General features: G+C 44.9%; 22 protein-coding genes, 1 tRNA gene and 1 pseudogene. 7 read left to right on the top strand and 17 right to left on the bottom strand.

From position 1 onward, the window contains the following. Nucleotides 1-19: 19 nt before the first annotated feature. A complete protein-coding gene (aqpZ, locus tag CHRO_RS10845; protein WP_015154250.1) occupies nt 20-799 on the bottom strand; it encodes an aquaporin Z in 780 nt (259 codons plus the stop codon). Nucleotides 800-1,749: 950 nt separating this feature from the next. Between aqpZ and CHRO_RS10840 the strand changes: the two genes are divergently transcribed. Next, nucleotides 1,750-2,145 carry a CAAD domain-containing protein gene (locus tag CHRO_RS10840; protein ID WP_015154249.1) on the top strand — a complete coding sequence of 132 codons (396 nt, stop codon included), beginning with the start codon at nt 1,750-1,752 and terminating at the stop codon, nt 2,143-2,145. Nucleotides 2,146-2,168: 23 nt separating this feature from the next. Here the strand turns inward: CHRO_RS10840 and CHRO_RS33775 are convergent, their stop codons facing one another. The 13 genes from CHRO_RS33775 to CHRO_RS10775 form a co-directional block, all read right to left on the bottom strand. Beyond that, a complete protein-coding gene (locus CHRO_RS33775) occupies nt 2,169-6,521 on the bottom strand; it encodes an ATP-binding protein (protein ID WP_015154248.1) in 4,353 nt (1,450 codons plus the stop codon). A 401-nt stretch (nt 6,522-6,922) separates the two neighbouring features. Continuing rightward, nucleotides 6,923-9,334: a glycosyltransferase family 9 protein gene (locus CHRO_RS33305; RefSeq protein ID WP_015154247.1), complete on the bottom strand. Its 2,412-nt coding sequence runs from the start codon at nt 9,332-9,334 to the stop codon at nt 6,923-6,925. A gap of 5 nt (nt 9,335-9,339) precedes the next feature. Next, the gene (locus CHRO_RS10825; protein ID WP_015154246.1) at nt 9,340-10,161 is read right to left on the bottom strand and encodes a glycosyltransferase family A protein; all 822 of its coding nucleotides are present in this window, start codon (nt 10,159-10,161) and stop codon (nt 9,340-9,342) included. A gap of 26 nt (nt 10,162-10,187) precedes the next feature. Next, complete coding sequence (gene waaF, locus CHRO_RS10820; RefSeq protein ID WP_015154245.1) at nt 10,188-11,291, bottom strand: lipopolysaccharide heptosyltransferase II; 1,104 nt, start codon at nt 11,289-11,291, stop codon at nt 10,188-10,190. 51 nt (nt 11,292-11,342) lie between these two features. Beyond that, nucleotides 11,343-12,815 (bottom strand): D-glycero-beta-D-manno-heptose 1-phosphate adenylyltransferase, encoded by a 1,473-nt coding sequence (rfaE2, locus tag CHRO_RS10815; RefSeq protein ID WP_015154244.1) that lies wholly within the window; start codon nt 12,813-12,815, stop codon nt 11,343-11,345. Nucleotides 12,816-12,899: 84 nt separating this feature from the next. Continuing rightward, nucleotides 12,900-13,487 carry a D-glycero-alpha-D-manno-heptose-1,7-bisphosphate 7-phosphatase gene (locus CHRO_RS10810; protein WP_015154243.1) on the bottom strand — a complete coding sequence of 196 codons (588 nt, stop codon included), beginning with the start codon at nt 13,485-13,487 and terminating at the stop codon, nt 12,900-12,902. A gap of 75 nt (nt 13,488-13,562) precedes the next feature. Continuing rightward, a complete protein-coding gene (locus CHRO_RS10805) occupies nt 13,563-14,288 on the bottom strand; it encodes an SDR family oxidoreductase (protein WP_015154242.1) in 726 nt (241 codons plus the stop codon). 43 nt (nt 14,289-14,331) lie between these two features. Next, nucleotides 14,332-16,233 (bottom strand): glycosyltransferase, encoded by a 1,902-nt coding sequence (locus tag CHRO_RS10800; protein ID WP_015154241.1) that lies wholly within the window; start codon nt 16,231-16,233, stop codon nt 14,332-14,334. A gap of 66 nt (nt 16,234-16,299) precedes the next feature. Continuing rightward, the gene (locus tag CHRO_RS30420) at nt 16,300-16,467 is read right to left on the bottom strand and encodes a hypothetical protein (RefSeq protein WP_041462434.1); all 168 of its coding nucleotides are present in this window, start codon (nt 16,465-16,467) and stop codon (nt 16,300-16,302) included. Beyond that, on the bottom strand, nt 16,464-17,420 hold the full coding sequence (locus CHRO_RS10790; RefSeq protein WP_015154240.1) for a glycosyltransferase: 957 nt from the start codon (nt 17,418-17,420) through the stop codon (nt 16,464-16,466). The genes CHRO_RS30420 and CHRO_RS10790 overlap by 4 nt, the downstream gene beginning before the upstream one ends. 113 nt (nt 17,421-17,533) lie before the next feature. Beyond that, nucleotides 17,534-17,992: a hypothetical protein gene (locus CHRO_RS10785; RefSeq protein ID WP_015154239.1), complete on the bottom strand. Its 459-nt coding sequence runs from the start codon at nt 17,990-17,992 to the stop codon at nt 17,534-17,536. 28 nt (nt 17,993-18,020) lie between these two features. Further along, entirely contained in the window at nt 18,021-19,049 is a 1,029-nt protein-coding gene (locus CHRO_RS10780; RefSeq protein ID WP_015154238.1) for a glycosyltransferase family 9 protein, read from the bottom strand. A 312-nt stretch (nt 19,050-19,361) separates the two neighbouring features. After that, the gene (locus tag CHRO_RS10775; RefSeq protein ID WP_015154237.1) at nt 19,362-20,465 is read right to left on the bottom strand and encodes a glycosyltransferase; all 1,104 of its coding nucleotides are present in this window, start codon (nt 20,463-20,465) and stop codon (nt 19,362-19,364) included. Between the two features lie 257 nt (nt 20,466-20,722). On the opposite strand from CHRO_RS10775, the gene CHRO_RS10770 reads away from it, so the two are divergent. Continuing rightward, nucleotides 20,723-21,943 (top strand): PucR family transcriptional regulator, encoded by a 1,221-nt coding sequence (locus CHRO_RS10770; protein ID WP_015154236.1) that lies wholly within the window; start codon nt 20,723-20,725, stop codon nt 21,941-21,943. On the opposite strand, the gene CHRO_RS10765 is transcribed toward CHRO_RS10770, so the two are convergent. After that, the gene (locus CHRO_RS10765) at nt 21,940-22,350 is read right to left on the bottom strand and encodes an ArsR/SmtB family transcription factor (RefSeq protein WP_015154235.1); all 411 of its coding nucleotides are present in this window, start codon (nt 22,348-22,350) and stop codon (nt 21,940-21,942) included. The genes CHRO_RS10770 and CHRO_RS10765 overlap by 4 nt on opposite strands. 123 nt (nt 22,351-22,473) lie before the next feature. Here CHRO_RS10765 and CHRO_RS10760 point away from each other — a divergent pair, with 123 nt between their 5' ends. The 5 genes from CHRO_RS10760 (at nt 22,474) to CHRO_RS32000 (ending at nt 24,768) form a co-directional block, all read left to right on the top strand. Beyond that, nucleotides 22,474-23,331, top strand: coding sequence for a metal ABC transporter permease (locus CHRO_RS10760; RefSeq protein ID WP_015154234.1), 858 nt, complete (start codon nt 22,474-22,476; stop codon nt 23,329-23,331). A gap of 80 nt (nt 23,332-23,411) precedes the next feature. Further along, nucleotides 23,412-23,484, top strand: a tRNA-Phe gene (locus CHRO_RS10755). Nucleotides 23,485-23,603: 119 nt separating this feature from the next. Continuing rightward, nucleotides 23,604-23,948, top strand: a complete 345-nt coding sequence (locus tag CHRO_RS10750) for a hypothetical protein (protein WP_041462433.1) — start codon at nt 23,604-23,606, stop codon at nt 23,946-23,948. A gap of 67 nt (nt 23,949-24,015) precedes the next feature. Beyond that, a complete protein-coding gene (locus CHRO_RS29575; RefSeq protein ID WP_181824308.1) occupies nt 24,016-24,435 on the top strand; it encodes a site-specific integrase in 420 nt (139 codons plus the stop codon). Nucleotides 24,436-24,471: 36 nt separating this feature from the next. Next, on the top strand, nt 24,472-24,768 hold the full coding sequence (locus CHRO_RS32000; protein WP_181824307.1) for a site-specific integrase: 297 nt from the start codon (nt 24,472-24,474) through the stop codon (nt 24,766-24,768). Here CHRO_RS32000 and CHRO_RS10740 read toward each other — a convergent pair. Beyond that, nucleotides 24,757-25,131: a hypothetical protein gene (locus CHRO_RS10740; protein ID WP_015154233.1), complete on the bottom strand. Its 375-nt coding sequence runs from the start codon at nt 25,129-25,131 to the stop codon at nt 24,757-24,759. The two genes, CHRO_RS32000 and CHRO_RS10740, sit on opposite strands and share 12 nt — an antisense overlap. 231 nt (nt 25,132-25,362) lie before the next feature. Next, a pseudogene (locus CHRO_RS10735) lies at nt 25,363-26,347 on the bottom strand (IS4 family transposase); the annotation flags it as partial. Nucleotides 26,348-26,426 lie beyond the last annotated feature (79 nt).

Genomic DNA, 26,426 nt, shown 5'->3' with positions numbered 1-26,426 from the left:
ACAGCACTTAAATAGTTATTCAGCGTAATGTTTTAATTGGCTCGGCAGGTATTCGCTCTTTCCTTGACTCGGCAAAGAAACTAGAGTAGAAAAAACCTGCTAGGACTGCCCCTAAAATTGGAGCTAGCCAAAACAACCAAAGTTGAGCAATATGCTCCAAGCCAGCAAAAAGTGCTGGACCCGTGCTGCGAGCAGGGTTGACTGAGGTATTAGTTACAGGAATACTAATTAGATGAATTAAGGTCAGTGCTAACCCAATAGCAATGGGAGCAAAACCTTGGGGAGCGCGGCGATCTGTTGCCCCTAAAATCACCATCAAGAACATGAAAGTCATCACGACTTCGGTTAAGAAGCAAGCTGCTAAAGAATAACCACTGGGTGAATGTGTACCGAAACCGTTGGTTGCCAATGGGTTTGAGCCTGCAAGAGTGAAGCCCGCCTTACCGCTAGCAATTAGATAAACAACTCCCGCACCCGCGATCGCACCTATGACTTGGGCAATGATATATGGCAGTAGTTCAGAACCAGGAAATCGCTTGCCAGCCCAGAGTCCGAAAGTTACAGCTGGGTTGAGATGGCAATCAGCAACGTGTCCTAATGCGTATGCGATCGTCAGAACTGTCAAACCAAAAGCGATGGATACACCAACTAGTCCGATCCCTAGTGGAAATGCTGTCCCTTCACCTAGTTTTGCTGCATCTGCTGTAAATGCTGCTGCAAGTACTGCACTACCACAACCGCCAAGAACTAGCCAAAAAGTCCCAATCGACTCCGCTACGCACCGTTTCATAAGTGCCATATTCATCTATTCCTTACACTGAGTAAAAAGTTTTTTACGCAACAGATAAAGACAAACTTTTGACTGAGAAGTGAAGCTTCTTCTCGATCAAAAACGAGTTTGAATTGTATCGTTTTATGCCAGATGCAAAGTAGCTAGAGTATTGCCCTATCTCACAATGCATTCATAAGTTAGAGGACAGATAACAGACCTGTTTCCGTAGACTCTACACTTGAGTTGAACACACTTTACACTTAATTGAAAGCGAGTTTTATCTACTTAAAGAGATAGTCTAATAGTAGTACTAATGAAGACAGTAGCTGCTCTTAGCCATTTGCACAAACGGGAAAAATTCAATCTGAATTATAAATCTGCCCGCAACTTCTGAATAGGTCGGGATTAATTACAGTAATCTATAGCAGTTCTAAATGATTTGTAAAGTAGGCTTCTAGCCTACGGCAGGCTAGAAGCTGCTCCACGTTCATGAATCAAATAGGATTGCTATAGCAAGCGAGATCGAGCATTTAGCTTTTTTATCAATCCAGGCATTCTATTCCAGGGGACGTTAAAAGTTAATTTGACTAAAACAGAACCAGTAGTAGAAACAACTCGCATATCTAATGCCAACGGACGATCGCTCAGAATACTGCTATTAATTTCTCAGTGTGAGGAAGGCAGAAAAAAACACATAACTTACGGTAGAAACAGCAGGCTTAGTTATCAGCTAGCTTAATGGATATATTGCATCAGATGCAGCAGTAGGAGCGTGCGTCGAACATAAATATCATAAATAATAAGTAGGCAAAACTGGAGGAGATCCCGATGATAGGCATTGTTTAGACAGCACAGTTACCCCTGCTCAACTGAATAGGTAAGCAGGTAATTATTTTCATCGATCGTCGTTTTGCTAACCGCCAGTAGCAAAGCAATATTGCAAAAAAACTTGTATATTTTCTGACAAGGAGAGCCAAATGCAACAGACAGAATACATGACCGACACTTCAGAAGTTAGAGAAACGGCAGAATCTACATCTCTAACAACACCATCGACTGCAAAACAACTTGAAATGCAGGGACGGCAGATCGGTAACAATATAGTTGCTTTTTTTACGGAACTACCGAAACACGTTAGTAGCTTCTGGCAACAATACAAACAACCAATTACGAGCATTCTTTTAATTTTTGTTGCCTTAATTGCACTCAGAGTGTTGTTTGCAGTCTTGGCTGCTCTCAACAGCATTCCATTATTAGCACCGACGTTTCAACTAATCGGAATTTTCTATTCGGTGTGGTTTGTCTATCGATATCTGCGGACAAAATCTAATCGGGAGGAATTGGCAAGTAAGTTACAGTCACTTTTTGAATAAACGCTCGGATTGATATCTGCTGACTATCGATCGCACAGAACGGCGATCGCCTGCACTAACTGCTCTGGTTCTACAGGTTTTGGCAGATGTAGCTGAAATCCTGCTTGCCTTGCAAGTTGGCGATCGCACTCTCCAGCGTAGGCAGTTAGGGCAATTGCCGAAACTTGCCCCCCTGCTTGCGGCGATCGCTGCCTGACTTGTTGCATTAACATGTAGCCATCGAGATCTGGCATTCCAATATCGCTAATCAAAACGTTAGGGACGAAGCGATCGAAGATAAGCATTGCTTCTGCTGCCGATGCTGCGACCTGCACTTCTGCCCCATACTGTTCTAAAACGAATTGAGCTAAATTCAACATATCGGCTTCATCATCTACGACTAACACGCGAATACCTTGTAAAGGATAGGCAAGAAAGGATGAAGTGGCGCTTCGATCGCTCATTTCTGAGCTTTCATCCTGAAGCAGAGGTAAACTGACGGTGAAAGTTGCTCCCTTTGCTTCTCCAAGGCTTTCGGCTTTGACTGTACCCCCATGTAACTCGGTGATGTGGCGTACAATTGCCAGCCCTAATCCTAATCCGCCAAATTTTCGTGTCGTTGTCCCATCTTCTTGCCGGAAGTAATCAAATACGTATGGTAAGAAGTCTGAATTAATTCCTTTTCCAGTGTCGCTGACTTGGATTTTAGCGTAGTTGGTAATTGGTAATTGGTAATTGGTAATTGGTAGTTGGTAGTTGGTAGTTACTGAGTGGCTGGTGGCTGGCGGCTGGAATTGCTTCCTTGTCTCCCTTGTCTCCCTTGTCTCCCTTGTCCCCGACTCCCGACTCTCGACTCCCGAAGCTACTCCCATCAGCGAAACCTCAATCCGCCCCCCTGACGGGGTGAATTTAACGGCATTAGAGAGTAAATTCCACACAACTTGTTGGAGACGATTTGCATCCCCACAGACTAATCCTACGTTGGGGGCAAATTGAGTTTGAATCTGAATGTTTTTTGCTCGTGCTGCCAACCGCACGGTTTCTATAGCTGCCTCAATTGTAGTGGTTAAGTTGACCGAGGTGATGTTGAGCGCCATTTTTCCTTGTAATATGCGCGAGACATCTAACAAGTCTTCAATGAGTTGCGTTTGTAGTTTGGCATTGCGCTCGATCGTTTCTAGGGCGCGATCTGTTGCTTGTGCGTCAAATTTGCGAGAACGCAGCAGTTTTGTCCAACCTAGTATCGGGTTGAGGGGCGATCGCAATTCATGGGATAGTACAGCCAGAAACTCATCTTTAATTCGATTGGCAGCTTGGGCTTCTTCCCGTGCCAATCTTTCCTGCTCCAGCAGTTGTTCGCGTTCGGCTGCATCTTGCTTTTGCTTGGTGATATCGCGCGAGATTGATAACAGTTGTGCAACAATTCCTGATGCATCTCGGATGGGCGTGATTATGACATCCCACCACTTCGGCTTGCCCTTTGCCGTGGGACAGAAGCCTTGAAATTGACCGACATTGCCTGCTTTGGCTACCGCGATCGCTGCTTCTGCACTTTGGCGATCTTCACCCTGCCAGTAATCAAGCCAGTTCGTGTCGAGGAAAGCTGTAGGATTGTCAATTTCTAGAAGAGCCAAGCCGCCTGTATTCACGTAAAGGAGTCGCCCATCTAAGGATAAAACTTTAATGCAGTCTTGACTGCTTTCTAAAATGCGTCCCTTCAGTTCTTCACTCTTTCGCAGGGCTTCCTCAGCTTGTTTGCGATCGCTAATATCCCGATAGTAGAGGGAAAGCCCACTGGATGAGGGGTAAGCGTGAACTTCAACCCACATGTCGTATGGTTGATAATATTCCTCAAACTCAACCTTAACTTGCTCGAAGAGGGCTCGACGATATTCAGATTCAAACCGACTGCCAATTGTATCGGGAAATACTTCCCACAAAGTTTTACCCAGCAACTCTTCTGGTGTTTTTTGCGTCAATTTTGCTGCTGCTGGGTTGACATAGGTATAGCGAAACTCGCGATCGAAGGCAATAAATGCATCTGTCACCCGTTCGAGTATGATTTGTTCCCGCCGCGCTGCCTCTTGCCGCATTTGCGACAGCTTCAGGGTTGCTTCGACTCGCGCTAACAACTCGCGGGCAGAAAAAGGTTTGATCAAATAATCATCGGCTCCTGCTTCTAACCCTTCGACTCGTGCCTCTTCCCCCGCCCGTGCCGAGAGGAGAATTATTGGCACTTCCCTGGTCTGGGGATCGGCTCGTAGTGCTTGCAACAGTCCAAAACCATCGAGTCCCGGCATCATTACGTCAGTTAACACCAAGTCGGGAAGGCGATGGTCGCGAACGGCAGCCAAGGCAGCTAATCCATCTGACACAGCTTCGACTTCGTATTCCCGACCTAGCAACCTCTTGACATAATCGCGCATGTCTGCATTGTCATCAGCGAGGAGAATGTAGGTAGGGGAGTCGGGAGTCGGTAGGGGCGCACTGCTGTGCCCCCGTACTGGGGAGTCGGGAGTTGGGTGTAATTCTTCACTGCTCTCTACTCCCTGCTCCCTGCTTCCTGCTTCTGGTAGCCAGCGCAGTGCTTCTTCAACATAGGGAGCTGTACCTAATGCGGTTGAAGCTAGAATTCGCGGGCTGCTAATCCGCTCTGGAGGTAAATGAGCTTTCCCTGTAGGAATCGACACGGTGAAGCAACTGCCCGATCCTAGAACGCTGGTGACTTGCACCGTACCACCGTGCATTTGTACCAATTCTCGCACCAAAGATAAACCAATTCCCGACCCTTCAAAAGTGCGTCCTTGCGCTCCTTTAACGCGGTGAAAACGTTCAAATAAATGGGGAATTTCGGCAGCGGGAATTCCGATTCCGGTATCTTGTATACTCAGCTGGACGCAATCGCCTAACCACTGCAAACTGACGGTAATTTCTCCAGCCAGCGTGAACTTGAAAGCATTTGAGATCAGGTTTAAAACAATTTTTTCCCACATTTCCCGATCCACATACACGGGTGCAGGTATGGGCGGGCAATTAACCGATAAGCGCATTCCAGCTCGTTCGAGCGCGGCACGAAAGACGCTGGCTAGTTCGGCGGTAAAGCTAGCTAGATCGGTGGGTTCGTAGGAGGCTTGCACCCGTCCGGCTTCAATTCGAGAAAAATCGAGTAGCGTATTGACCAATTTCAGCAAGCGGAGTCCGTTGCGCTGCACCATCTCCAACTGTTTGCGGTCTTCTAGCGGTAGGAGGCTAGAGCAGCGGAGCAAGGTTTCTTCTATTGGACCCAACATCAAAGTCAGTGGGGTACGAAATTCATGTGACACATTGCTAAAAAAAACAGTTTTGGCGCGATCGATTTCTGCTAAAGCCTCTGCCCGTTTGCGTTCTTCTTCGTAAGCTTGGGCATTGGCAATACTCGCAGCAATCTGCGCTGCTACCAGATCGATGAATCCTTTGTAGTTATCGTCGAACAGCCGAAACGGATTCAAACCAGCAACTAATATCCCTGCCTTCCCTGTCTGACCGGAGGGAGCAATCGGTACGGCTACAGCTTGATGAGGCGATCGCTGCCAAGCACCCATCGGTAGATTGCTAAAATGCGACTCTAGATCGGAAACTAGCATTGCCTGTTGTGTCTTTAACACCCGGGCAAAGGGCAAAACCGAATTCTCATCTAATGCAACTGTTTCGGGGGCTACTGCGTGTCCCCGTTCGATCCCACTCGTCCCAGCCAGAGAAAGGCATTGCTGCTCTGGATCGACTAAATATATGGCAGCGAAGGGCAGATCGTAAAGATTGGTTTGCAAACAGCTAGCGCTCAGCGTACAGGCTGCATCAAATGTCCGTGCATCTGCTGTTTTCGCTGCTAGCTCTTGCAACAGTGCCAACTGACGTTCGCCGATGACACGCTGTGTATCGTCCGTGTTAGCGCAGATAATGCCCCCTGTGCCACCATCATCATCGGGAATTGGGCTATAGGAGAATGTATAATAGGTTTCCTCTGGGTAGCCGTTGCGCTCCATGATCAGCAACAGTGATTCGTCATAGGTTCCTTCATTTTTCAGCAGTACCGATTCTGCACGGGGAGCAACCCGATCCCAAATTTCGCGCCATACAACAGCAGCAGGTTGTCCTAATGCCTCTGGATGTTTGCCACCAACAATAGACTTGTAGGCATCGTTGTAGAGATTGATTAGCTCCTCACCCCACCAGACAAACATTGGTTGGCGACAGGTAAGCATAATCCGCACGGCGGTTTTCAGACTCTGCGACCAATGCTGCGGTACACCCAGCGACGTTTTCGACCAATCTTTTTCTCGCATCCGCGCGCCCATCTCGCCGCCACCGAGCAGAAAATTGGTATTGGCATTGCTGGATGATATTGACTCTTGCGTCATTCTTTCTCTCTGCCGCTCTACTTTTGAGTCATCTCTGAGCTTAGTGGTAGTTGCCGCTTCGGGCTAATAATTGTTGGCTGTTCGAGGACGATCGCTTGTATTAGTAATGGATTTAGAGAAAGGTGCATAAGTCCAGGCAAATGTGACACTGATCTAATTTATTTCATACTATCCCCCATAAGATAGAAATAAGTTTCTATCTCAAGACAGAATTTTGGAGTTTTTATCTAGCTACACTCGATCGCTAAACTTAATTATAAAAAAGATTTCCTTTCTTGAACTGGGATGCGGCAGCCAGGAGTAAATCAATCGTCTATCGCTCGATCGACTTTTCGATAATCTTCTAAATAAAATTCTGAGAAAATTGAAGCAGCAATACGCTCTATTTTGACTTTTAACTTTTAACTTTTGAATTGTTCTAGTAGGTTCTTGTACCCTCTAAAATTTTGAAATTTGAAATTTGAATTGGTTCGATCGAGCATTTCCAATCCAGCTGCAATCACCTCCTCTGGGGAAATATCTAAACATTCCATGTTGTAGGGACAGGTGAAGGCGTAGCAAGGACTGCAAACTGTGGGACGGCGGAGGAGTTTAACAGGAGCATAGCAGGGTTGCCATTGAGATTCGAGTTCAGTACCAGCAAAGAGAATGACGCTTGGAGTGTTGGTAGCATCAGCAATATGCATGGTAGATGTGTTATTGGTTAGAACCAATCGGGCATTGGCAATCAGGGCAGCAAATTCAGCGAGACTAGTCGCACCAATCAGATCGATCGCGTCGCCTAAAATATCGAGTAAGGGGCGGGCGCGATCGCGATCCTTATTGGTTCCCGTGACGACAATAGGTAAACTCGTCATTTGAGATAATTGACGGGCTGCTGTTGCAAAGCGGCAGTCGTCGTAGTTGCGAGATTGGCAAGTCGTCCAGGGATTGAGCAAGATGTAAGAATTTGGGATTGCTGCTGTTATAGTTTGAGGAACGTGCAAGCAAAGACGGCGATCGCGCACTTTAAACCCAACTGCTTCAATTAAGCGCAAATTCCGCTCTACTTGGTGAATTTCATCCGGTAAGGGGTCAACCCAATGCGTTAATATTCCTTGTCCCGACTCCTTCGATTCTCCTAAACGCAATCCAATTCCGGCTAAATAGCAAACTAAAGCAGCTGGGTAAGGGCTTTGACTAAAACTTGTCAAAATAATTGCCGCATCAAATTGACGTTGGTTTAAAGTCTCAATTAGTTTCCATTCTCGCGCCGGATCGAAGTCCAATCGTCCCAAATCTTGCCATAGGACTCGCCAGGATAAGACTTCATCTACCCACGGCAGTAGAGGTTGTGTCAATGCCCCGGCTGGGCTTGCCATTAAGGTTAATTTGGCAGTGGGAAGGTTTTCTTTAATCGTTCGCAGGACAGGACTAGTCATGATGACATCACCAATATTATCTAGGCGCATGACTAGGATGTTGCGGAGATCCCCCCAACCCCCCTTAAAAAGGGGGGCAGTAGTTTCTGGCGCTACTAGTTGAGGTGAGGGGGCAGCAGTTTCTCGCGCCTCTGCTGGAGGCAGAGAGATAGCAGTATCTCGCACCGCTTCTAACTCCCCCCTTAAAAAGGGGGGCAGGGGGGGATCGTCAAGCTCCTCCTGCCGATCCAAGAATTTCGCCGCTGCTGCCAAAACCGATGCAACAGATATATCCTCCGTACAGGAGTGCCAATCGAAAGGACAAACACCACTGTACCAACAGCTTTGTTCGGTAAAATTGCGAATGACTCGTTCGGAACATTCAGGATAACCCTGCAAGTTAATATGAGGTGCGGGTTGTCCGTAGCGTTCGTGCCAAGCAGGACCGAAGAGGGTAATAGTAGGCACGTTAAGAGCAGCAGCAATGTGAGCGGGTCCGGTATCAACTGCGATCGCTAAATCTGCTTGGGATATACCCGCTGCCAGTTCCCGCAGGGTTCCCCGTTGCCAAATTCGTGCTGTCTTGTCAATTTCTGCCTTAATCTGCCGCGCCATCTCTTCATCGTCGCCTCCAGCAACAATAATGGTGGCGTTATATTTCTGTTGTAAGGCTTTGCCGACAGTAATGAAATTCTGTGTTGACCACCGCTTGATTGGCATTGCCGAATCGGGAATGAGGAAGACCAAGGGACGGTATGCGGCTCCAAATGTTTGTCGAGCTGTGGCTATTTCACTCTCTAGCAGGTGAATCAGATCCCCCCCTACCCCCCTTAAAAAGGGGGGAGAAAGCCGCTTCTCTGCTCCACCACTTGAGTCAGGTTGGGAAGATCCAATTGCCCCTTTCAGCAAGGGGGGAGAAAGCCGCTTCTCTGCTCCACCACTTGAGTCAGGTTGGGAAGATCCGATTGCCCCCCTTTTTAAGGGGGGTTGGGGTGATCTGCCGTGGCGTAGTCCAGCAGTTGCAATTAAACCCTCTTCATACAAAATTTGACAAAAGCGATCGCTTATGAGTTGATTATCGGGCGGGTTACGCCATAAATTCGTCACCGTGCGTTTATTAGCACCACTATTGTGAATTAGCTCGGTAATGCCATCATAATTGACATCAGAAACAATTAGATCGAAATTCTGTTGAGTGAGAATCTGCGCGACCGATTGACGGGCTGCTCCTCGCTGGGCAAAAATGACTTCATGTATGTGGCGATCGCTTTGTAGCAGTTCGCCACCTGGAGGAAAAGTTAGCACCGCGATCCGTGCTTGAGGATGGGACAATGCCAAAGCTTTAATCGCTGGTAGCGCGATAATTAAATCCCCAATTCCTCCCAATAATTCAATAAATAAAATTCGCTTCACTTTGACTAACAAATTGGTAATAAGTGTGGCGCGTCAACGCTGCGATCGCTAATTGTGGTTGGTAATTCTTGATGATATGCTCCTGATGGGAGTAAACCGCAACCGCCATATTTTGCCATCAGCCGCAATTGTACTAACACGTCCTCGCCGCAAGCATAGGGAGGAAGTTCTTGCCAAAAGTTGTATCCGCCGATATCTAATAATTTTTGGCGATCGTAGATGGCACAACCGCTTGCCCAGACTATACGATATTTACGCGGGCGATCGCTAGTAATGTTAAAGCGTTGTTGAATGTGATGTAAGTTTGCTGCATTGTGCAAGCGCCACCGTTCCCAAGCTGGGGTTCCAGATTTCACGACTTCTGGCGTTACTGGTGTGTCCCAAAACTCAATATTTTGTTCGTGGGGACGAATATCGTTAATAAAACTAAGACCGATAAATGCATTTCCTACAAAACCGCATTTTTCCTCTTGAATAGCTGTAAGTAAATTTTGGAGGACATAAGGTTCCAAAATTATATCATCATCTAAAAAAATGACATAGGTAGCAGTCGCTTTATCTAATAAAAATTGACGTTGTTCGGCAATGCCACGCCGAGGTAAATTCTTGTAAGTTTTAACTAAATGTCCGTGGACTTCAAGTACTCGCATCACTGCTTGTACTTCCCGAGTTTCAAATATATCTCGATCTTCAGTTTGATCGGAAATAATTACTTGAAAATCTCGATAAGTTTGGGCGCAAAGGCTAGCTAAAGTTACAGCTAAAGCTACTGGGCGATCGCAGGTTGGAATTAAGACATCAATTGTTCTATAATCGTCTTTCGTCACAATTTGGCTCCAAGATGTTACTGCTCTCACAACTTGGTTGCGCGAACAGGCATAGCTGGCTGACGAACCTGTAATAGTTCTAACGCAGCATCTACAACTCTTTCAGGTTCGACTAGGCGCAAGCAGTGGTAATGTCCTTCAGGACAAATGCTTTTATAGCAAATCCGACAAGGAACGTCGTGAAAAATAACGCGATTTAAAACTTCCCAAGGGGTGTGTTGTGGGTTAGTTAAAGCATAAAGATCGACAACTGGTGTCCCAACTGCGGCAGCAATATGTACGGGTGCAGTATTATTAGATATTAATAAATGTGCTTTTTCTACTAATGCAGTAAGTTCGGATAAGTTTAGTCTATTAACGAGAGAAAAAGAAGGCGATCGCATTTGTAATCGAATTGATTCGACGAGTTCTATTTCTGATTCTATACCTGTAAAAATAACTTGAATATTATAGTCTTGCACTAATTTACGTGCGGCGATCGCAAAACTTTCTGGAGGATAGCGACGAGAAATTGCTGTTGCACCTGGATGCATAATAATCCAAGGTTGGCTGAAATTAATTCTAATTTCCTCAAGTAAGTTTTGAATATTTTTTCTCGCAATTTCTGATATCTGTACTCGCAAGCGTTTATCTTCAACTTTACTACCAATGCTGGCGACTAAATCGAGTTGACGTTGAACTTCGTGACGGGTGAAATTTTCTGGTTCTGGATCTTTAATCCAATCGGTTAGTAATTGATAAGGGTTTTCATGACAATGCGCTAATCGCAGTGGAATACCTGCCATGTAGCAAAGAAAGGCAGTGGGTAGAGGACTTTGACTGTAAACCGTAAAAATGACTGCTGCGTCAAAATTTCTGGCTTTAAGTTCGGAGATAATCGCATATTCAGGCTCGCTATTTTGGCGGGTTGCAGTTGCTTTTAACCAGGGAGAATCGTAAACAATTAAGTCATCAATATCTGGTAAAAGTGGTGCAACTACAGCACCTGCTGAAGAAGTCATTAAGGTAATATGGCGATCGCAGTGGGAAGTTTTTAAAGCACGGATGGCGGGAGTTGTCATAATCACATCGCCAATCGTGTCTAGTCTGACACAGAGAATTTTTTTGGCGGTATTCCAGGTTGGTGACATAGATATTTTTGTGTCGCGCAAAGACGCAAAGGCGCAAAGATGGCAAGGTAATTAGATTGAGGGGAGTTTGGAGAAGGTTTGATAGATGCGGTTGACTATTGCGGTTGTAGAAATGTTACTGACGTAAGGTAAGATTTTGACTTCGCCGCCTAGTTCTTCTATTAGAGGAACTTCGGGTAGCATTTCTGGGGTGTAGTCTCCTCCTTTAACGTAAATATCAGGACGAATAATTTTAATCAGTTCGCTGGGGGTTGATTCGGCAAAAGGAATGACATAATCGACGCTTTCCAAAGCCGAGAGAATTGCCAAGCGATCGCTCAAACAATTTACAGGACGATTTGCACCTTTTAATTGTCGAATACTTTCATCTGAGTTAACACCAACGATGAGAATATCTCCTAATTGTTTTGCTTGTTTTAAATAGGTAACGTGTCCGAGATGTAGAAGATCGAAACATCCATTGGTAAAAACAATTTTGTGTTTCCAATTGCGGTGTTCTTGGATCGAAGTTACTAGCGATTCCCGACTGACAACTAGTTTTTGATTACCGGAAAGAGACTGGTGTAATGCTGATAAGCTACAAGTCGTCGTACCTGGTTGAGTTACCACAATTGCTGCTGTTGCAGATGCAATTGATGCGGCAAGTTTTCCTGCTGCACCTGCGGCTAAGGCAAGGGTTAAGCCGCTTACGAATGTATCTCCTGCGCCTGTTGCTTGGCTGTTGGACGTGGGATGGGAAGGGATAATATAGGGTGGATTGTTACGCTCAAAAATGATGGCTCCCTCGGCATCTAGAGTGACTGCGGCGAGTTGAGTGTTAATTAAATCGAGTAGTTTTGCTCCCCTGTCTACAATTTGCTGAATTCGTTCTTTTCCTTTTAAAGCTGAGATCTCTAATAGTTGAATAGCTTGCTGATAGTTGGGTTTAATTGCAGTGATATTAACAGACTGAAAATTTTTCAACTGTTTAGAATCAACAACTATAGTTCGAGGATATTGTGTTTGAAGTTGAGCTATTGTCTGAATAATTCTTGGGGTGAGAATTCCACCACCGTAATCTGAAATTACAGTTGCGTCACAAGTTGGATAAAGACGGTTTAAGTTTTCTATCAGTTGGTTTTCAATTTGAGGATCGATGTTTTCTGTACTACCACGATCGCACCTTAGGAGTAATTGAGAGTCAGAGGAAATGCGTTGTTTGAGTAAAGTTTGCCTTTGGGTAGAAGCGATTAAATTATGAGTGGAAATTCCTCGTTCTTGAAGAGTTCGTTTTAAGCGATCGCCTTCTAAATCGGTTCCTATGACTGATAGAAATGATACACTTGCTCCCAAACGAGCGATATTTGCTGCAGTATTTGCTGCACCTCCAGGTACGTCTTTCAAGCTACTAATATCGACGATGGGAACGGGTGCTTCTCGGCAAAGGCGGTTAGAGGTCCCTTCTAAGTAACAGTCTAACATTGCCTCGCCGATCGCAAGAACGTGCAAGTTTGTCCATTTATCGAGATACTGTTGGGCAATCATAATTTATATTCCATAGTTTTGTTTTTGTGTCACGCAAAGGCGCAGAGTCGCAAAGGGTTTCTCGCGTTCTAGATATGAAGAATGCTAAGAATAGGGGTGTTTTTTTTGTGGAGGTGAGCGATCGCTTGCCATAATTACCGCAGCAGCTTCCCGTAAGTTATTTACGATAAAGTTGGGTAATCGCGATCGCGATATTTGCCATTCATTTTCATTGCCATTGTCAATTAAAATTGTGCGGCAACCTGCTATATTTCCTGCTTCAATATCATTTAAAATGTCACCAATCATCCAAGATCGATCTAATTTAATTGAGTGTTCCTTTGCTGCTTTTTTCAGCAAGCCAGGATTGGGTTTACGACAGTCGCAATCAATCGCAAATTCTGTGATAACTCCTTGAGGGTGGTGAGGACAATAATAAAAACTGGCTAGAGAAACACCAGCAGTAGCCAATAATTGCCGCAAATGTTTCTCTACATTTATGAGAGCGCTTTCTGGAAAGTAGCCGCGTGCTATACCAGATTGGTTTGTAATAATAAAGATTTGGTAGTCAGCAGCGGCTAACATTTGCACTGCTTCTAATGCACCTGCACAAAGTCGAATTCTATCTGGATCGATGTTGTAAGGAACATCTTCAATTAAAGTACCATCTTTATCCAGAAAAACTGCTTTCATATTTAGTAGGGAGCAGGGAGCAGGGAGTAGGGAGTAGAGGGCAAAAGTAGACTTAATCCAAAATCTAAAATTGAATTAGGGCCAAGAACTTTCTTTCATTGGTAAAACCATGATTTCTGGAATTACCGTATCGGCTGGTTGCATTAATAGATATAAAACTGTTTGAGCAACGTTTTTTGGATCTTGCAATGTGCTTAAATCGAGTTCGGGAAAACGTTCTGTTAAGAAAGGGGTTCGCATCCCGCCAGCCACTACAGCAGTCACTTTAATATTGTGCGGTCTACCTTCAACATGTAGAGCATGAGAAAAGCCTAATAATCCCCATTTACTAGCGTGGTAAGCTGAGGCGTTCGCCCACGCTCGTTTAGCCGCCGTCGAAGTAATATTAATAATAAAACCGTCTCCCTGTTCTCTCATTGGGGTAAAAACGGCTTTAGACATAATAAATGGTCCCGTTAAATTCACATTGAGAATACGCTCCCATTCTTGAACGGGCATTTCTTCAATCGAAACGGTTAAGTCTATACCTGCGTTATTAACTAAGACATCTATTCTTCCATATCGATTCACAATTTTTTCAATGACAGTTTCAACTTGTGCGGCGCTAGAAACATCAAGTGCAACTGCCATTGCTTCTTTGCCGCTATCGCGTAAGATTTGCGCAACTTTTTCTGCTAATTCAAGACGAACATCAGCAATAATGGTGGTAATTCCTGCATCAGCTAAGATATGACAAATTGCTTCACCTAATCCGCGTGCGCCACCTGTAACTAGTGCTACTTTTGCAGTTAAATTTTGCATAATTTTTTCCGTTTTGATTTGTTATTGGGTAATGGGTAATTGGTCACTGATAACTGATAACTGATAACTGCTCCCGGCTCCCGGCTCCCTGCTCCTTGTTCCCAGATAGTTGTGGAACGGTTAACAGTTTTTCCTCTACCAATTCGCACAATAAATGCACTACTAACAACTGAACCTCTTGAATTCGTTGCGGATCGTTGGCAGGAACGCGAATTACAATATCTGCAAGTCCTACTAGTTCGCCACCGTTACCGCCAAGGAGGGCAATGCAACTAAGATTTTGCTGGCGTGCTGCTTGGAAAGCGTTGATGACATTACGCGATCGCCCACTGGTACTAATACCGAGCAATATATCTCCAGGTTGAGCAAAGGTTTTCACCTGTCGAGCGAAAATGTCGTCATATCCCACATCATTCGACCATGCAGTCAGAATTGCACTATCAGCCGTTAGTGCGATCGCGGGTAGTCCTGCCCGATAGGGACAGCGAAAACGACCGACGAATTCGGCAGCCAGATGCTGCGCTTCAGCCGCACTGCCACCGTTACCGCAGATTAAGACTTTTCCCCCTTGGGCAAAGCAGTGGCTTAATTGCTTGGCTGCTGCGAGAATTCCTTCACTCAGGGTAGCTTTAGATGCTTGAAAAGCTTGAATTGCTGCATCAAAACTACTTGCGATCGCTGCCAATTCATGCATAGAATTACCAACCAATTTGCTACCTGCTAAAATCGTTTCGTATAGCGCAGCAATCTCGCTAGTAACCTTTTGCCAGGTGAAGCACCGTTCGACGTGGCGGAGTGCCTGTTTGCCTAAAAGGTGTAACAAAGAGTGGTTTTGGAACAGAAACGCAAGGCGATCGCCTAGTATTTCCGGTTCGTTGGGTGCAATTAAATATCCCGTCTCTCCATCTTTAACTGTAAATTTAATCCCTCCCACATTCGAGCCGATGACGGGCGTACCGCAAGCCATTGCTTCTAAAGGGGTAATGCCGAACGGTTCGTACCAAGGAGTCGTCACAAAGACATCTGCCGCACTGTAAAAATATTTCAGTACCTCGCGCCCTCGATGACCGATAAACGTGACGCGATCGCCGATTCCCAAAGTAGATGCGATCGCGTTTAAGCGACCGATCTCAGGCGTAATTTGCGGATCGGGATGAACGGACTCGCCCCCCACAATGAGCAAACGTGCTGTAATTTCATGCTGCTCGACCAAACGCGCAAACCCTCGGATCGCATTATCCACACCTTTACGAGGAACTAGGCGACCGAGTTGCAGTACGATCCTTTCCTGTTGAGGTATACCTAAACTCAATCGTGCTTGGAAGCGATCGATCTGCCAGAACTCCGAGCGATCGAAACCGCAGGGAATCACCTTAATCTTTTCAGGATCGGCTGGATAAAGGGAAAGTAAATCTTCTCGATCTTGGGGACACTCGGCAATAATTTTGTCGGCTTCCCGCACGATCCGATCTTCAATTGCAAAGCGTTCGTCAGGAAATCGATCGGCATTGCCTTGATGCAAACGCCGTACCCGTCCTAACGCATGAAACGTAACCACAAAGGGAATTCCTCGTTGGCGCTTAATTTCTGCGGCAACTAAGGCTGACATCCAGAAATTGGCGTGGATCAGGTCGTAGCGCCACTGACGATCCATAAAAGCGATCGCATTGGCAGTAAATTCCTCCATATGCGGTAGTAATGCCTCTTTAGGTAATACCTCCGGTTTACCTGCGCTAACGTGAATAATTCTGACTCCGCAATGCCACTCCACCACCTCTGGTAATTGGGGGCGATCGCGCCGCGTGAATACATCAACGCTATAACCAATTGCTGCCAAGTGTTTTGCTACCTGACCCACATAAACATTCTGACCACCACTATCAACCCCCCCAAAAATTCCTAACGGGGTGGCATGTTCGCTAATTAGGGCAATGTGTTTTGTCATTTGTTATTTGTTATTTGTCATTTGTCATTTGTTATTTGTCATTTGTCATTTGTCATTTGTTATTTGTCATTTGTCATTTGTCATTGGTAAGAGAGTGGTGCGTGTTAATTCTCCTCTGCTCCCTTGTCCCCCTTGTCTCCCTTGTCCCCCTTGTCCCCCTTGTCCCCCTTGTCTCCCTTGTCCCCCTTGTCCCCCTTGTCCCCCTTGTCCCCCTTGTCCCCCTTGTCTTTTCAAGCGGCGGCTGACAAGGAACGTTGGACGACCGAGAAAAAGGCTTCGTCCCAGTCGCGGGTGAATCGTTGGATGTTGAAGCGTTTTTGAGCTTGTTGTCTCGCCCCTGCGCTGAGGCAATGAGCTAAATCGGGATTAGCAATCAACGATCGCATTTGCTCAATTAAGCGATCGAGATCGGTGTCGATGTAACCGGAAATTCCGTTTTCTACCACTGTGGCTAATTCTGTGGTTGCCAAACCAACAATGGGTAGCCCTACCATCATCGCTTCGCATACTGCTAACCCCAAACTGGTATAGCGAACTGGGTGAAAGAAAAAACGGTATTTTGCAGTAAATTGAGCTAGTTGGGCGTGGGGAACTTCTCCTAGTCCACCTAGAGACTCTGCGTCCATTCCAACTAAATCTAACGGTACGGACTGACGCACGCGCTCGAAAATATCTGCACCTAAACGCCGTCCTCGTTTGCCTAAACCGTTGGCAACTACTAATCCCTTGGCGATTTCTCCTGTATATTGCACGTTGGTAGGAATAACTACGCCATGATCGATAACGCGAGTCGGCGATCGCCCGTTATCCCACATCAATTGATTGAAATGGGTGACGTGAACTAATAGCACGTCGCGATCGTCAACTATATGTTTAGTATTCGTCGGATGTTCTTGAGGGGGGTCGTGTTCTAAATAAATGCAAGGTAGTCGTTGCTGCGATTCGGATAGAATTTCGTATTGGTCTTGTAAATAGTTTTTGCGCGACTGAAATAAAATGCAGTCAAATTCAAGATTTCGTACTTCTTCAGCTGGAATATCTCGCACGTTGTCCCCCCAAATAAAACCAGGTAAACGTCCGCCGTAGCCTTCTGGTTTGCCAGGTTTCACGGGTAAATAAAACTCATGATTTGCTTGAGTTAGGTAGTACAAGTAGCTACCGTGAACGTGCCAAGTGAGAATTCGCATAAAAAAGTCAAAAGTTAAAAGTTAAAAGTCAAAATTAATTGTTTGGAGATTGGTAATTGGTAGTTAATGAGTGGCTGGTGGCTGGTGGTTAGTGGCTGGAATCTTTCTAGTCACTAGCCACTGATAACGGAACCGCCAAATTCTCGCGATCGCCCCATGCGAATCGGGATTTCAGCTAAATAGGCTAAATAAGCAAAGGCATAAGGAGATTCATTTTTTTTGGTTAAGATAATTGCTGCTTCAAAGTCAAATTGACTTAGATTTTCGACTAATTCTTTTTCTTTAGCTGGATCTTGCCAAGTCGTTGTATGGGTGATGATGCGATCGACCAAGCGGGAGTCGGGGATCGGGAGTCGGGAGTCGGGGAAGTTGGGGGAGAAAAGCTCCCTTGTCTTCCTTGTCCCTTTGTCCTTTTCTGTCTCTTGACTTCTAGGGAGTAATAAAGTAATCTCTGCATCCGTTGATGTTTCTCGTATTTTCAGTAATTCACTTTGTAAAAAAGTGACTTCTGTTTCTAGATCTCCGACAAAAATAACGAGCAAACGTCGCATCTGTTGCCAATTAATTTGCATACAATAAGCCGTTACATATTTTTGACTTTTAACTTTTAACTTTTGACTTACTTGCCTCCTGTTGTAAGAGGTCTTTTGCTTGAGTTAAGACAGAGGCGATCGCACCTTCATTGCTAGCAAAAACAATTCGATGGCGATCGCGATCTAGAGGTCTCCAGCGATCGGGATCGGAGTTAGAAAATATGACTACGCTCTTAACTTGTAAAGCAGATGCTAAATGCGAGACTCCAGTATCGTTGCATACCAAAAGTGCAGCTTGTTTGAGTAATGCCCCTAATGCACCTAAACTAGTGCGTCCTGCTAGGTTAATTGCGGGGGTATTCATTGCCTCGGCAACCGCTTCAGTTAAACCTGTTTCTGCTACGGTTCCGGTGAGAACGATCGCATACCCTTGTTGAGCTACTGCATCAGCGACAAGGGCAAATTGACGTGGCGACCAACGGCGATCGCTTATACTTGCACCTGGATGAATGCAAATATAATGCTGAGATTGTAAGTCATGCACCGCAGATATTTGTTGTAATTCCCACCAGTCAGATTCCCAAAGCGGAAATTCTAGTTGTTCGCCCTGTAAGGGAATGTCTAAAAATGCCATCAAACGTAGATGCCGTCTTACTTCTGCTTCTCGATCTGGATAGGGTAAAAACCACTCTGGATCGGGACAGTAATATCCTGGCAAGAAAAAGCCTGCATTCAATTTCGCTCCTAGTAATACTACGAACGAATTACTCACAATACCGCTACCGTGCATTTGAATGACTAGATCGAAGGCTTGCGCTTGCACCTGAGTTAAAAATGCCTGAGTATGTTGGGGCGATCGCCATCCTTCAGGAATCCCTGGATAACCTGGAAACTCCAACCAAGCATCTATATAGCAGTTGAATCGCTTCACAAAGCTTTGAGCGTTAGGTAAACCAATCAGTGTCATACGTGCTTCAGGTAACGCAGCACGTAAAGCCCTCAACGCCGGAACAATGCATAGTAGATCGCCTAGTCCTGGTAAGCAACGGGCGATCGCCACTTGCGATACTTTTGGGAGTCGATGGCTGTAACTCATAGACTGACTCGCCTACTTTTGTCCAACTATCTTAGGCAAGCAGTCTAGATGTTTTCATTGGGCATTTGTCCAAATAATTACTGATTTATTCAGCTAAAAATTGTGCAATTGCACAATTGAGCAAAATAATCTTTTTTCTTCTTTCTATAGGTAGATTTAACCTTGCGTAAAAGTGTCGATCTTCCGCAAAGGATGAAGTATTTTTTCATACTTAGATAATTGTAGCAATCTTTGAAAATAGCAATCCTAGACCATGCTTTTCTAAAGCGAGCCATGCCAGCCCTATACCCCTCACAAATGACAAATGACCTATTAATCTTTAGGACGAGGAACAAATAATCTAGGTACTTGAGGTCGGGCTAATAATTCGCGCCACAGTAGTTCGTAGCGATCGCTCATCTGCTTAACTGTAAAATTAGCTTTGGCAATTTCTCGCCCTCTTTGACCAAAATGCCAGCGCAATTGCGGATCATCTCTTAACTGTTTTAGTGCCGATGCTAGCCCTACAACATCATTTCTATTGACTAGAAATCCTGTTTCTCCATCGATAACTGCTTCAGCCACGCTACCGACGCGAGTGGCAACCACAGGACGTGCAGCCAGCATCGCCTCTACAATTGCTAGGGGAAAACCTTCCGATCGCGATGGTTGAGCGACAATATCGAATTGTGGTAGGTATGCACGCGGATTTTCTACCCAGCCGAGTAAATTAACGCGATCGCTTATTCCCAGTTCCATCGCTAATTGCTCTAAATTTGCCCGTTCATCTCCTTCACCCAGAATGACTAGTTGCACTCCATCAACAGATGCGATCGCTCGTAACAATATGTCATGTCCTTTCATTGCATCCAGCCGCCCGACGCTACCGATTGTTACTTTTCCTTCAGGGCGAACAGTCAAGAGTTGAAGTTCCTCAGCCAAATCGGGAACGCAATTAGGAACGGAAACCACCGAATTACGACCGAGGGCATAAAAATCTTCCATTAGCCGCGCACTCGCTTCACCAACAGCAACATGAGCGTCAACTCGTAACGAAAGTACTCGCGTCCGCCACCAAGTCAGTAAGTCCGTTGTCCGTAGTGGTAGTTGATCGACTCGCACGACTCGCGCCCCAGGTAAGATTAAAGCAGCAGCTAAACCCATTGCTCCCGCCCAAGGCGTACAGAGATTAACATGCACTACGTCAGGACGTAGTTGTAATAAAGCTGTGAGATGAGCCAACAGCGAATGAATTGGTGTCTTAGGTAAGACTATCTTCGCGGTTTGAGGGCGTTGTCGGGCGATCGCTTCCACGACAAGCTCAGATGTACCTATGACTGTTACCTCAATTCGATCTGAAACGCTAGCAACCAAGTGGCTTAAACTAATCTCTGCACCACCAATTCCGCCGGAATCTGTATAAATGACTACTTGCATTTGTTATTTGTCAGTGATTCAATATTTTTTGATTCAATTGATTATTGAAATACTAATAATGCATCAATTGTGTACTCTGTTATCGTTAAAACTTAAAAAAGTTTTAGTAAATAAAACTACCAAATAAACATACAAAGAATTATATCTTTAGGCAGAAGTAAGCCGGAGTAGCAATGGCTATTCTTGAGCGATAAGACGCATAATTTTAATTCTTGATTCTGACGATTTACATGTATAAGAAATAAAGTTGAAACTCAATGCAACGTAATTCAACGCATATATCTTTTACCCATACTACGCAGTTTACACAAGTTGCTCGATTAGTAACAAGTAAAATAACAGAACTTTTGTCAACTCAAGTATTTGTAGTAAATTGTAATAATATTATCGTTGCCAGTAGTAAATGCGAGCGAATTGGCAAAGTTTTTCATTTTCAGGAGCAACAAGAAACGAACTATTTACGAGTTCCACTACACCTCAAATCAGAAGTAGGTGAAGTCGCAATTGGAGAACCATTTAATGGTGAAACAATTTCACCGCGTCTAGCAAAAGTTCTAGTTGAATTGATAATCAATCAAGCCACTGTACTGAACCATCGACCTAACCAACAAGCGTTGAAGAATCAGTTCGTCAATCATCTGTTACACGGTCAAATTATCGATGAAACAGAAATTTTAAGGCAGGCAAAGCTATTAGGTCTAGATTTATCACCTCCGCGAGCGGTAATTTTGATCGATGCTGCTCAATACGTATTAAAACCTTCAGCAGGTGAATCAGACGGCAAGAATTTAGAAAAAGCTACGGTGCGACAACGCCGCCGCACGCAATATGCGATCGGCAGCATAGTCAACTTTTTTCACTTACCAGATGATACGATCTGTGCCGATTTAGGTAACGGCGAATTGGTAGTTTTAAAAGCTAGCAATACCAAAAATCTTGGCAGTTGGGCAGAACGAGGAAATCATACAGATTCATTGAATGCGTTATGGACGAATCTAGCTGCACTTAAACGTGCGGGTGACGCTTTGCTAATGCGCTTGCGCAGCGATACAGGAGCAGCAATTAGTATTGGTATCGGTCGCTATCATCCAGGTATTCTTGGTTTAGCGCGATCGTATCAAGATGCGAGGATGGCACTCTCACTCGGTCATCGCTTTAACGGTTGCGATCGCGTCTATTGTTTAGATCGTCTGGGAATTGCTGCATTTATTGGCGTAGCTGACGAACAAACCAAGATTGAATTAGCCACGCATTTACTCAGTCCGCTCGATTGCGAATTGGAATTATTAACAACCGTAGAGGCGTTTTTTGCCCGTGATTGTAGCCCTTCAGCTACAGCCAAGCAGCTTTTGATTCACCGCAATACTCTGAATTATCGTCTTGATAAAATAGCTTCGTTAATCGGTCTCGACCCACGGCGCTTTGATGATGCAGTACAAATTCGGTTAGCGTTGCTATTACGTAAGCTTCAATACTAGATTTCCTCGTCCAAGTGTTCGGCAACAGATTGATAGAGATTAAGAACGTGACTATCTTGGAGGTTGTAAAAAACATTGCGTCCCTGCTTGCGATAACTCACCAACCGCATAGCACGTAATGTCCGCAACTGATGGGAGACAGCCGATTCAGTCATGTCTAGAGTGGCGGCTAAATCGCAGACACAGAGTTCTTTTTGTGCCAATAATGAAAGAATTCGTAACCGATTGGCATCTCCTAAGAGGCTAAAAAATTCAGCCATCCGCTGCGCTTTCTCGGTTTTCAGGACGCAGCTTTGTAGATGATTAACTCCATCCACGTCTACAGGATGTGGTGGATGGCACTGAAGACGATCCGCCTCTGAGGTAGAGTTTGGTTTAGCCCGATCGGAAGCAGAGTAAACTGACATTGGGTGATAATAAAAGACTGTGTTTGCTGGATTAAATCTTCAGACACCCTAAGTATAGCCCAACTATGTAGCCCAACTATAGGGCGGTCTAGGATATGCTCTGTTTAAGAATAAGTTGGTTCAATGATTTTAGAGTTTAGCTGGGTTGCTATTGCTGGAGTTAATAACCTACTCGAACTGCTTCAGTTTCCCTTCATGCAAAGGGCGATCGCAGGAGCGATATTAATGGGTATCCTTGGCGGTTTCCTGGGTAGCTTCGTCACCCTACGACAGTTATCTTTTTTCAGTCATGCTGTAGGTCATGCAGCTTTGGTAGGCGTTGCTTTAGGGGTTTTGCTTCAGTTAAATCCTACCTGGATGCTACTCCCATTTACCCTTGCATTCGGCTTAGTTGTCCTCTATTTAATTGACCAAACAAATTTGTCGAGTGATAGCGTATTGAGTGTAGTACTATCGGGTGCATTAGCAATAGGTGTCATCCTCAGCAGCCTGATCCAAGGATATCGCGGCAATTTGATGGGAGTCCTATTCGGAGATATTCTGGCGATCGATACTACGGATCTGATCTTGACCTCTTTGGTGTTAATTGGCAGCGTTATTTTCTTACTACCTACCCTGCGTCAGCAGATTCTCTTGACTCTTAACCCTACAGTGGCACAGGTGCAGGGTATCCCCGTGCGCCTCTATCGCTACGCTTTTGTTGTCTTGCTGTCACTAGCTGTAGCCGTAGCAATTAAGGCTGTAGGCGTGTTATTGGTGAATGCTTTTTTGGTCATTCCCGCCGCTACTGCCAAGCTTGTGAGTCATCATTTTACCCGCTTTTTAGTCATTTCCGTGATGCTTGGGGTTGTTAGTAGCATTGTCGGCATTATGTTATCGGGTCTACTCAACTTTGCTTCTGGTCCTAGTATCGTTCTCGTCCAATTCTTGCTATTTACATTCATTTTCAGTTGGGTGAAGCTCATCTGGAAAACGGCATAAGAAATTTCGCGCCTAACCCTTGCCAAGGTCTGATAAGTTTGCTACCTTAATAAAGCGCCAAAAATTGACGCACCAACTTCGCCGGGATAGCTCAGTTGGTAGAGCAGAGGACTGAAAATCCTCGTGTCACCAGTTCAATTCTGGTTCCTGGCATCGCTAATCTAGCTCATAGAGCGGTTTCTAGCCGTTAATCCCGCACGCCCCAACTTGTAAAAAACTGCAAAAAATAGCAGAATTAACGGGTAAAATCGGTGTGAATTTTGGGGTGAATTTTGGCGCTAGATATCGAGGAGAGAATTCGCCAGATTAACGCTCGACTTAAGGCTGGGAAGGTAGGGGTTAGCGTCCAGCAGCGAGGCGATCGCTTGTGCTTGCGCGGAACTCTCCCACCAAGACCTAACTCAACAAAAGATAAACCGTTTCGCCAAGAAATTTATCTGGGAGTTTACTGCAATCCTGCTGGTTTTACCTATGCTGAGAACGAGGCTAAGCTAGTTGGCTCTTTATTGGCAAAGCGGGAATTTTCCAAAGGAGCCATACCTACACGCGAAAAGATCCCAAGAGCAATCGTTTACAGCTCAATTGTTGAACCTATGGGGCAAGTATGTGGAGCATAGAGCGAGTTCTGTCAGTATCACTACCCTCAATAAAGATTTTAAAAAGGTACGAAATCATTTAGTAGCTTTGGCTGAGCTAGATCTAGAGAATGCAATCGCACTTCGCGATCGCCTGCTTGCTACTAAAACCGCAAACACTTCTAGACGGGTACTGGCACAACTGAATGCTTGCTGTAAATGGGCTGTCGAACGGGCAATACTAGAGTCAAATCCCTTTGAGGGAATGACAAGCAAAATTAAGGTAGCCAAATCTGAGGCGGATGAGATCGATCCCTTTGACCGAGCAGAGATAGGAGCTATTGTGCGGGGATTCGAGACTGACAGATATTTCAAGCACTACACGCCATTTGTTAAATTTCTCTTCATGACTGGATGCCGTACTTCTGAAGCTATTAGTTTGCAGTGGAAGCACGTCAGTAACGACTTGTCTACTATTTTGTTTGAGGAAGCAGTGGTTGATGGTCATCGAAAAGGTCCAAAGACGTGAAAGCGGAAGTTTCCTAGTGATGAAAAACTGAGAGAGTTGCTGCTTTCCCTGCGATCGGAAAACCCGATTCCAGATTCCCCTGTGTTTGTCTCCCCTAGGGGTAAGCTAATTGATGCCCACAATTTTCTCAATCGTGCTTGGAAGTCCGTGCTGCTCAAACAAGGAATTCGTTATCGCTGTCAGTACCAGACTCGCCATACCTTCATTACTCACTGTATTGAGAAAAATATCCCTATACCCCAAATTGCTCGCTGGGTTGGCAATAGCGCCAGAATAATTCTGGAGCATTATGCAGGGGTAATTGAAAAATATCAAGTGCCGTCAATTTTGTAAGCGATTTCTTTTAGGCGGACGGCGCTTCTGAGGGGGTTTTTTGAAGTATTCCATTACCGTGCGGACGCAGATTAAATAAGTAGGGCGATCGCCGTCACTAGTGTTAATCCAGTGAATTCCCTGCTCCAGTCTACCGTCTTGGATGCGATTGGTAATCGAGCGAGCAGATATTGCCATGCCGAATTCACAGGCAACATCATCAGATCCTACCCATCGATCTGTTAGCGTTCGCCTGTAAACATCTATTAATTGCTGCTGAGTGCGCTGCGCTTCCTGAATCGTCTTCTCTGAAGACTGAATTGCCTGTGTCTGCTCTCTGATTGCAGCCAATATTGCACGTTGGATATCTTCTACAGCTTCCATCTGTTTAGTGAAAAATTATTAGCGTGCCTACCAGCACCCACCGATCCTTTTGAATTTTGCAGCCGTGAATATAGCTGACAGGACAGAGTTTATTTTGGCTAAGAGTAATGTTTGTTATCTAGAGTAATATTCTCGTGTCCTGCTACTACTCGACTACGCCTGAATCTAAATTATTTTTATTGGTTATTGTCGTAGCAAGCTTCGCGACCGCCGTTAATTTAGGTAATTTTATTGAATACCGTTAACAGAACCAGTCCACAAGTAACTTAAACTTAAGAGCCTTTTTCCTGTATTAAAAGCCTCTTCAATTCGCCAACGCTTTTGATATAAATCAGTCACAACATACGGTGGTAAAATAGTTGGATCGAGTACACTAGTTAAATAAAAATGCCAAGTCTTTCCCGAACGAACTTCAATTAGACGTAAGGTAATAAATGGAGTTTTTTTCGTACCTGAACCTAGACGGACTAAACGATCTCGTAGCGCATAGCTGTGCGTAAATGTTTGCAAGGGCTTAATTGATGCTCCTTTCTTTAACCGAGTAATAAAATCAACTTTTTGTTCGATTAACAAAAGCCAAAAATTAAAGTGATAAAATCCTCTGTCCAGCAAAAGTAAAGTTTTGGCTGTGACTAAGTTTAAGATATCTAACTCAAATTTGATCTCAGAAGCTTTGGAATTTTCCTGAAACCAAATCTCTACAGGTAATCGAGTGCTTAAATCTATTACAGTCCCCATTTTTCCGGCTAATTGTCCTTGCGGAACATCTTTAAGACTATTCAGCTTGCAAAACAATGCTTCTAATACCGAACAATCTACTAACCAAATTTTTTCAAACTTTGACATAGTAAATTGAACACTTTCAGGTATTTTTCGCTAGCTTCTAGCTTGCCAACTTGTTGTTAAATTTGGTAGCAAATCCTTAAAAACTTTCTCAAATATCTGGGCTAGAAATGATAAAAACCGCTCTCGCTATTGCTTGTTGACTGACAGCTTTGGGACTGCACCATAGAAACCCCTCCCTTGCCAACATTCTTGTCAGTTCCGTAACTCCCGCCACATCTCGCCATAGCAAGGTTAATACCGCCGCTACCATTAACGGTAGGTTGAGAATTCTGTCTCTTAACCCCAGCTGACGGTAGTAGTTTTCTTGGGAGGTAATAGCTGGTGTCAATAAAGCTTCTAGTTGCGAGGCAATGGCTTCATCTTCTACCATTGGGCGATGCTGCTTTTTGGCATGGTCGCGCTTGCTCCGGCTCACGGCTTCATCCCTCTATAGCTTATCTGCTATGAGT

Source organism: Chroococcidiopsis thermalis PCC 7203, from assembly GCF_000317125.1.
GTDB classification, from domain to species: Bacteria; Cyanobacteriota; Cyanobacteriia; order Cyanobacteriales; family Chroococcidiopsidaceae; genus Chroococcidiopsis; species Chroococcidiopsis thermalis.
Note: the sequence above shows the minus strand (reverse complement) of the source record. Positions and strands in the feature narration are given on the sequence as shown.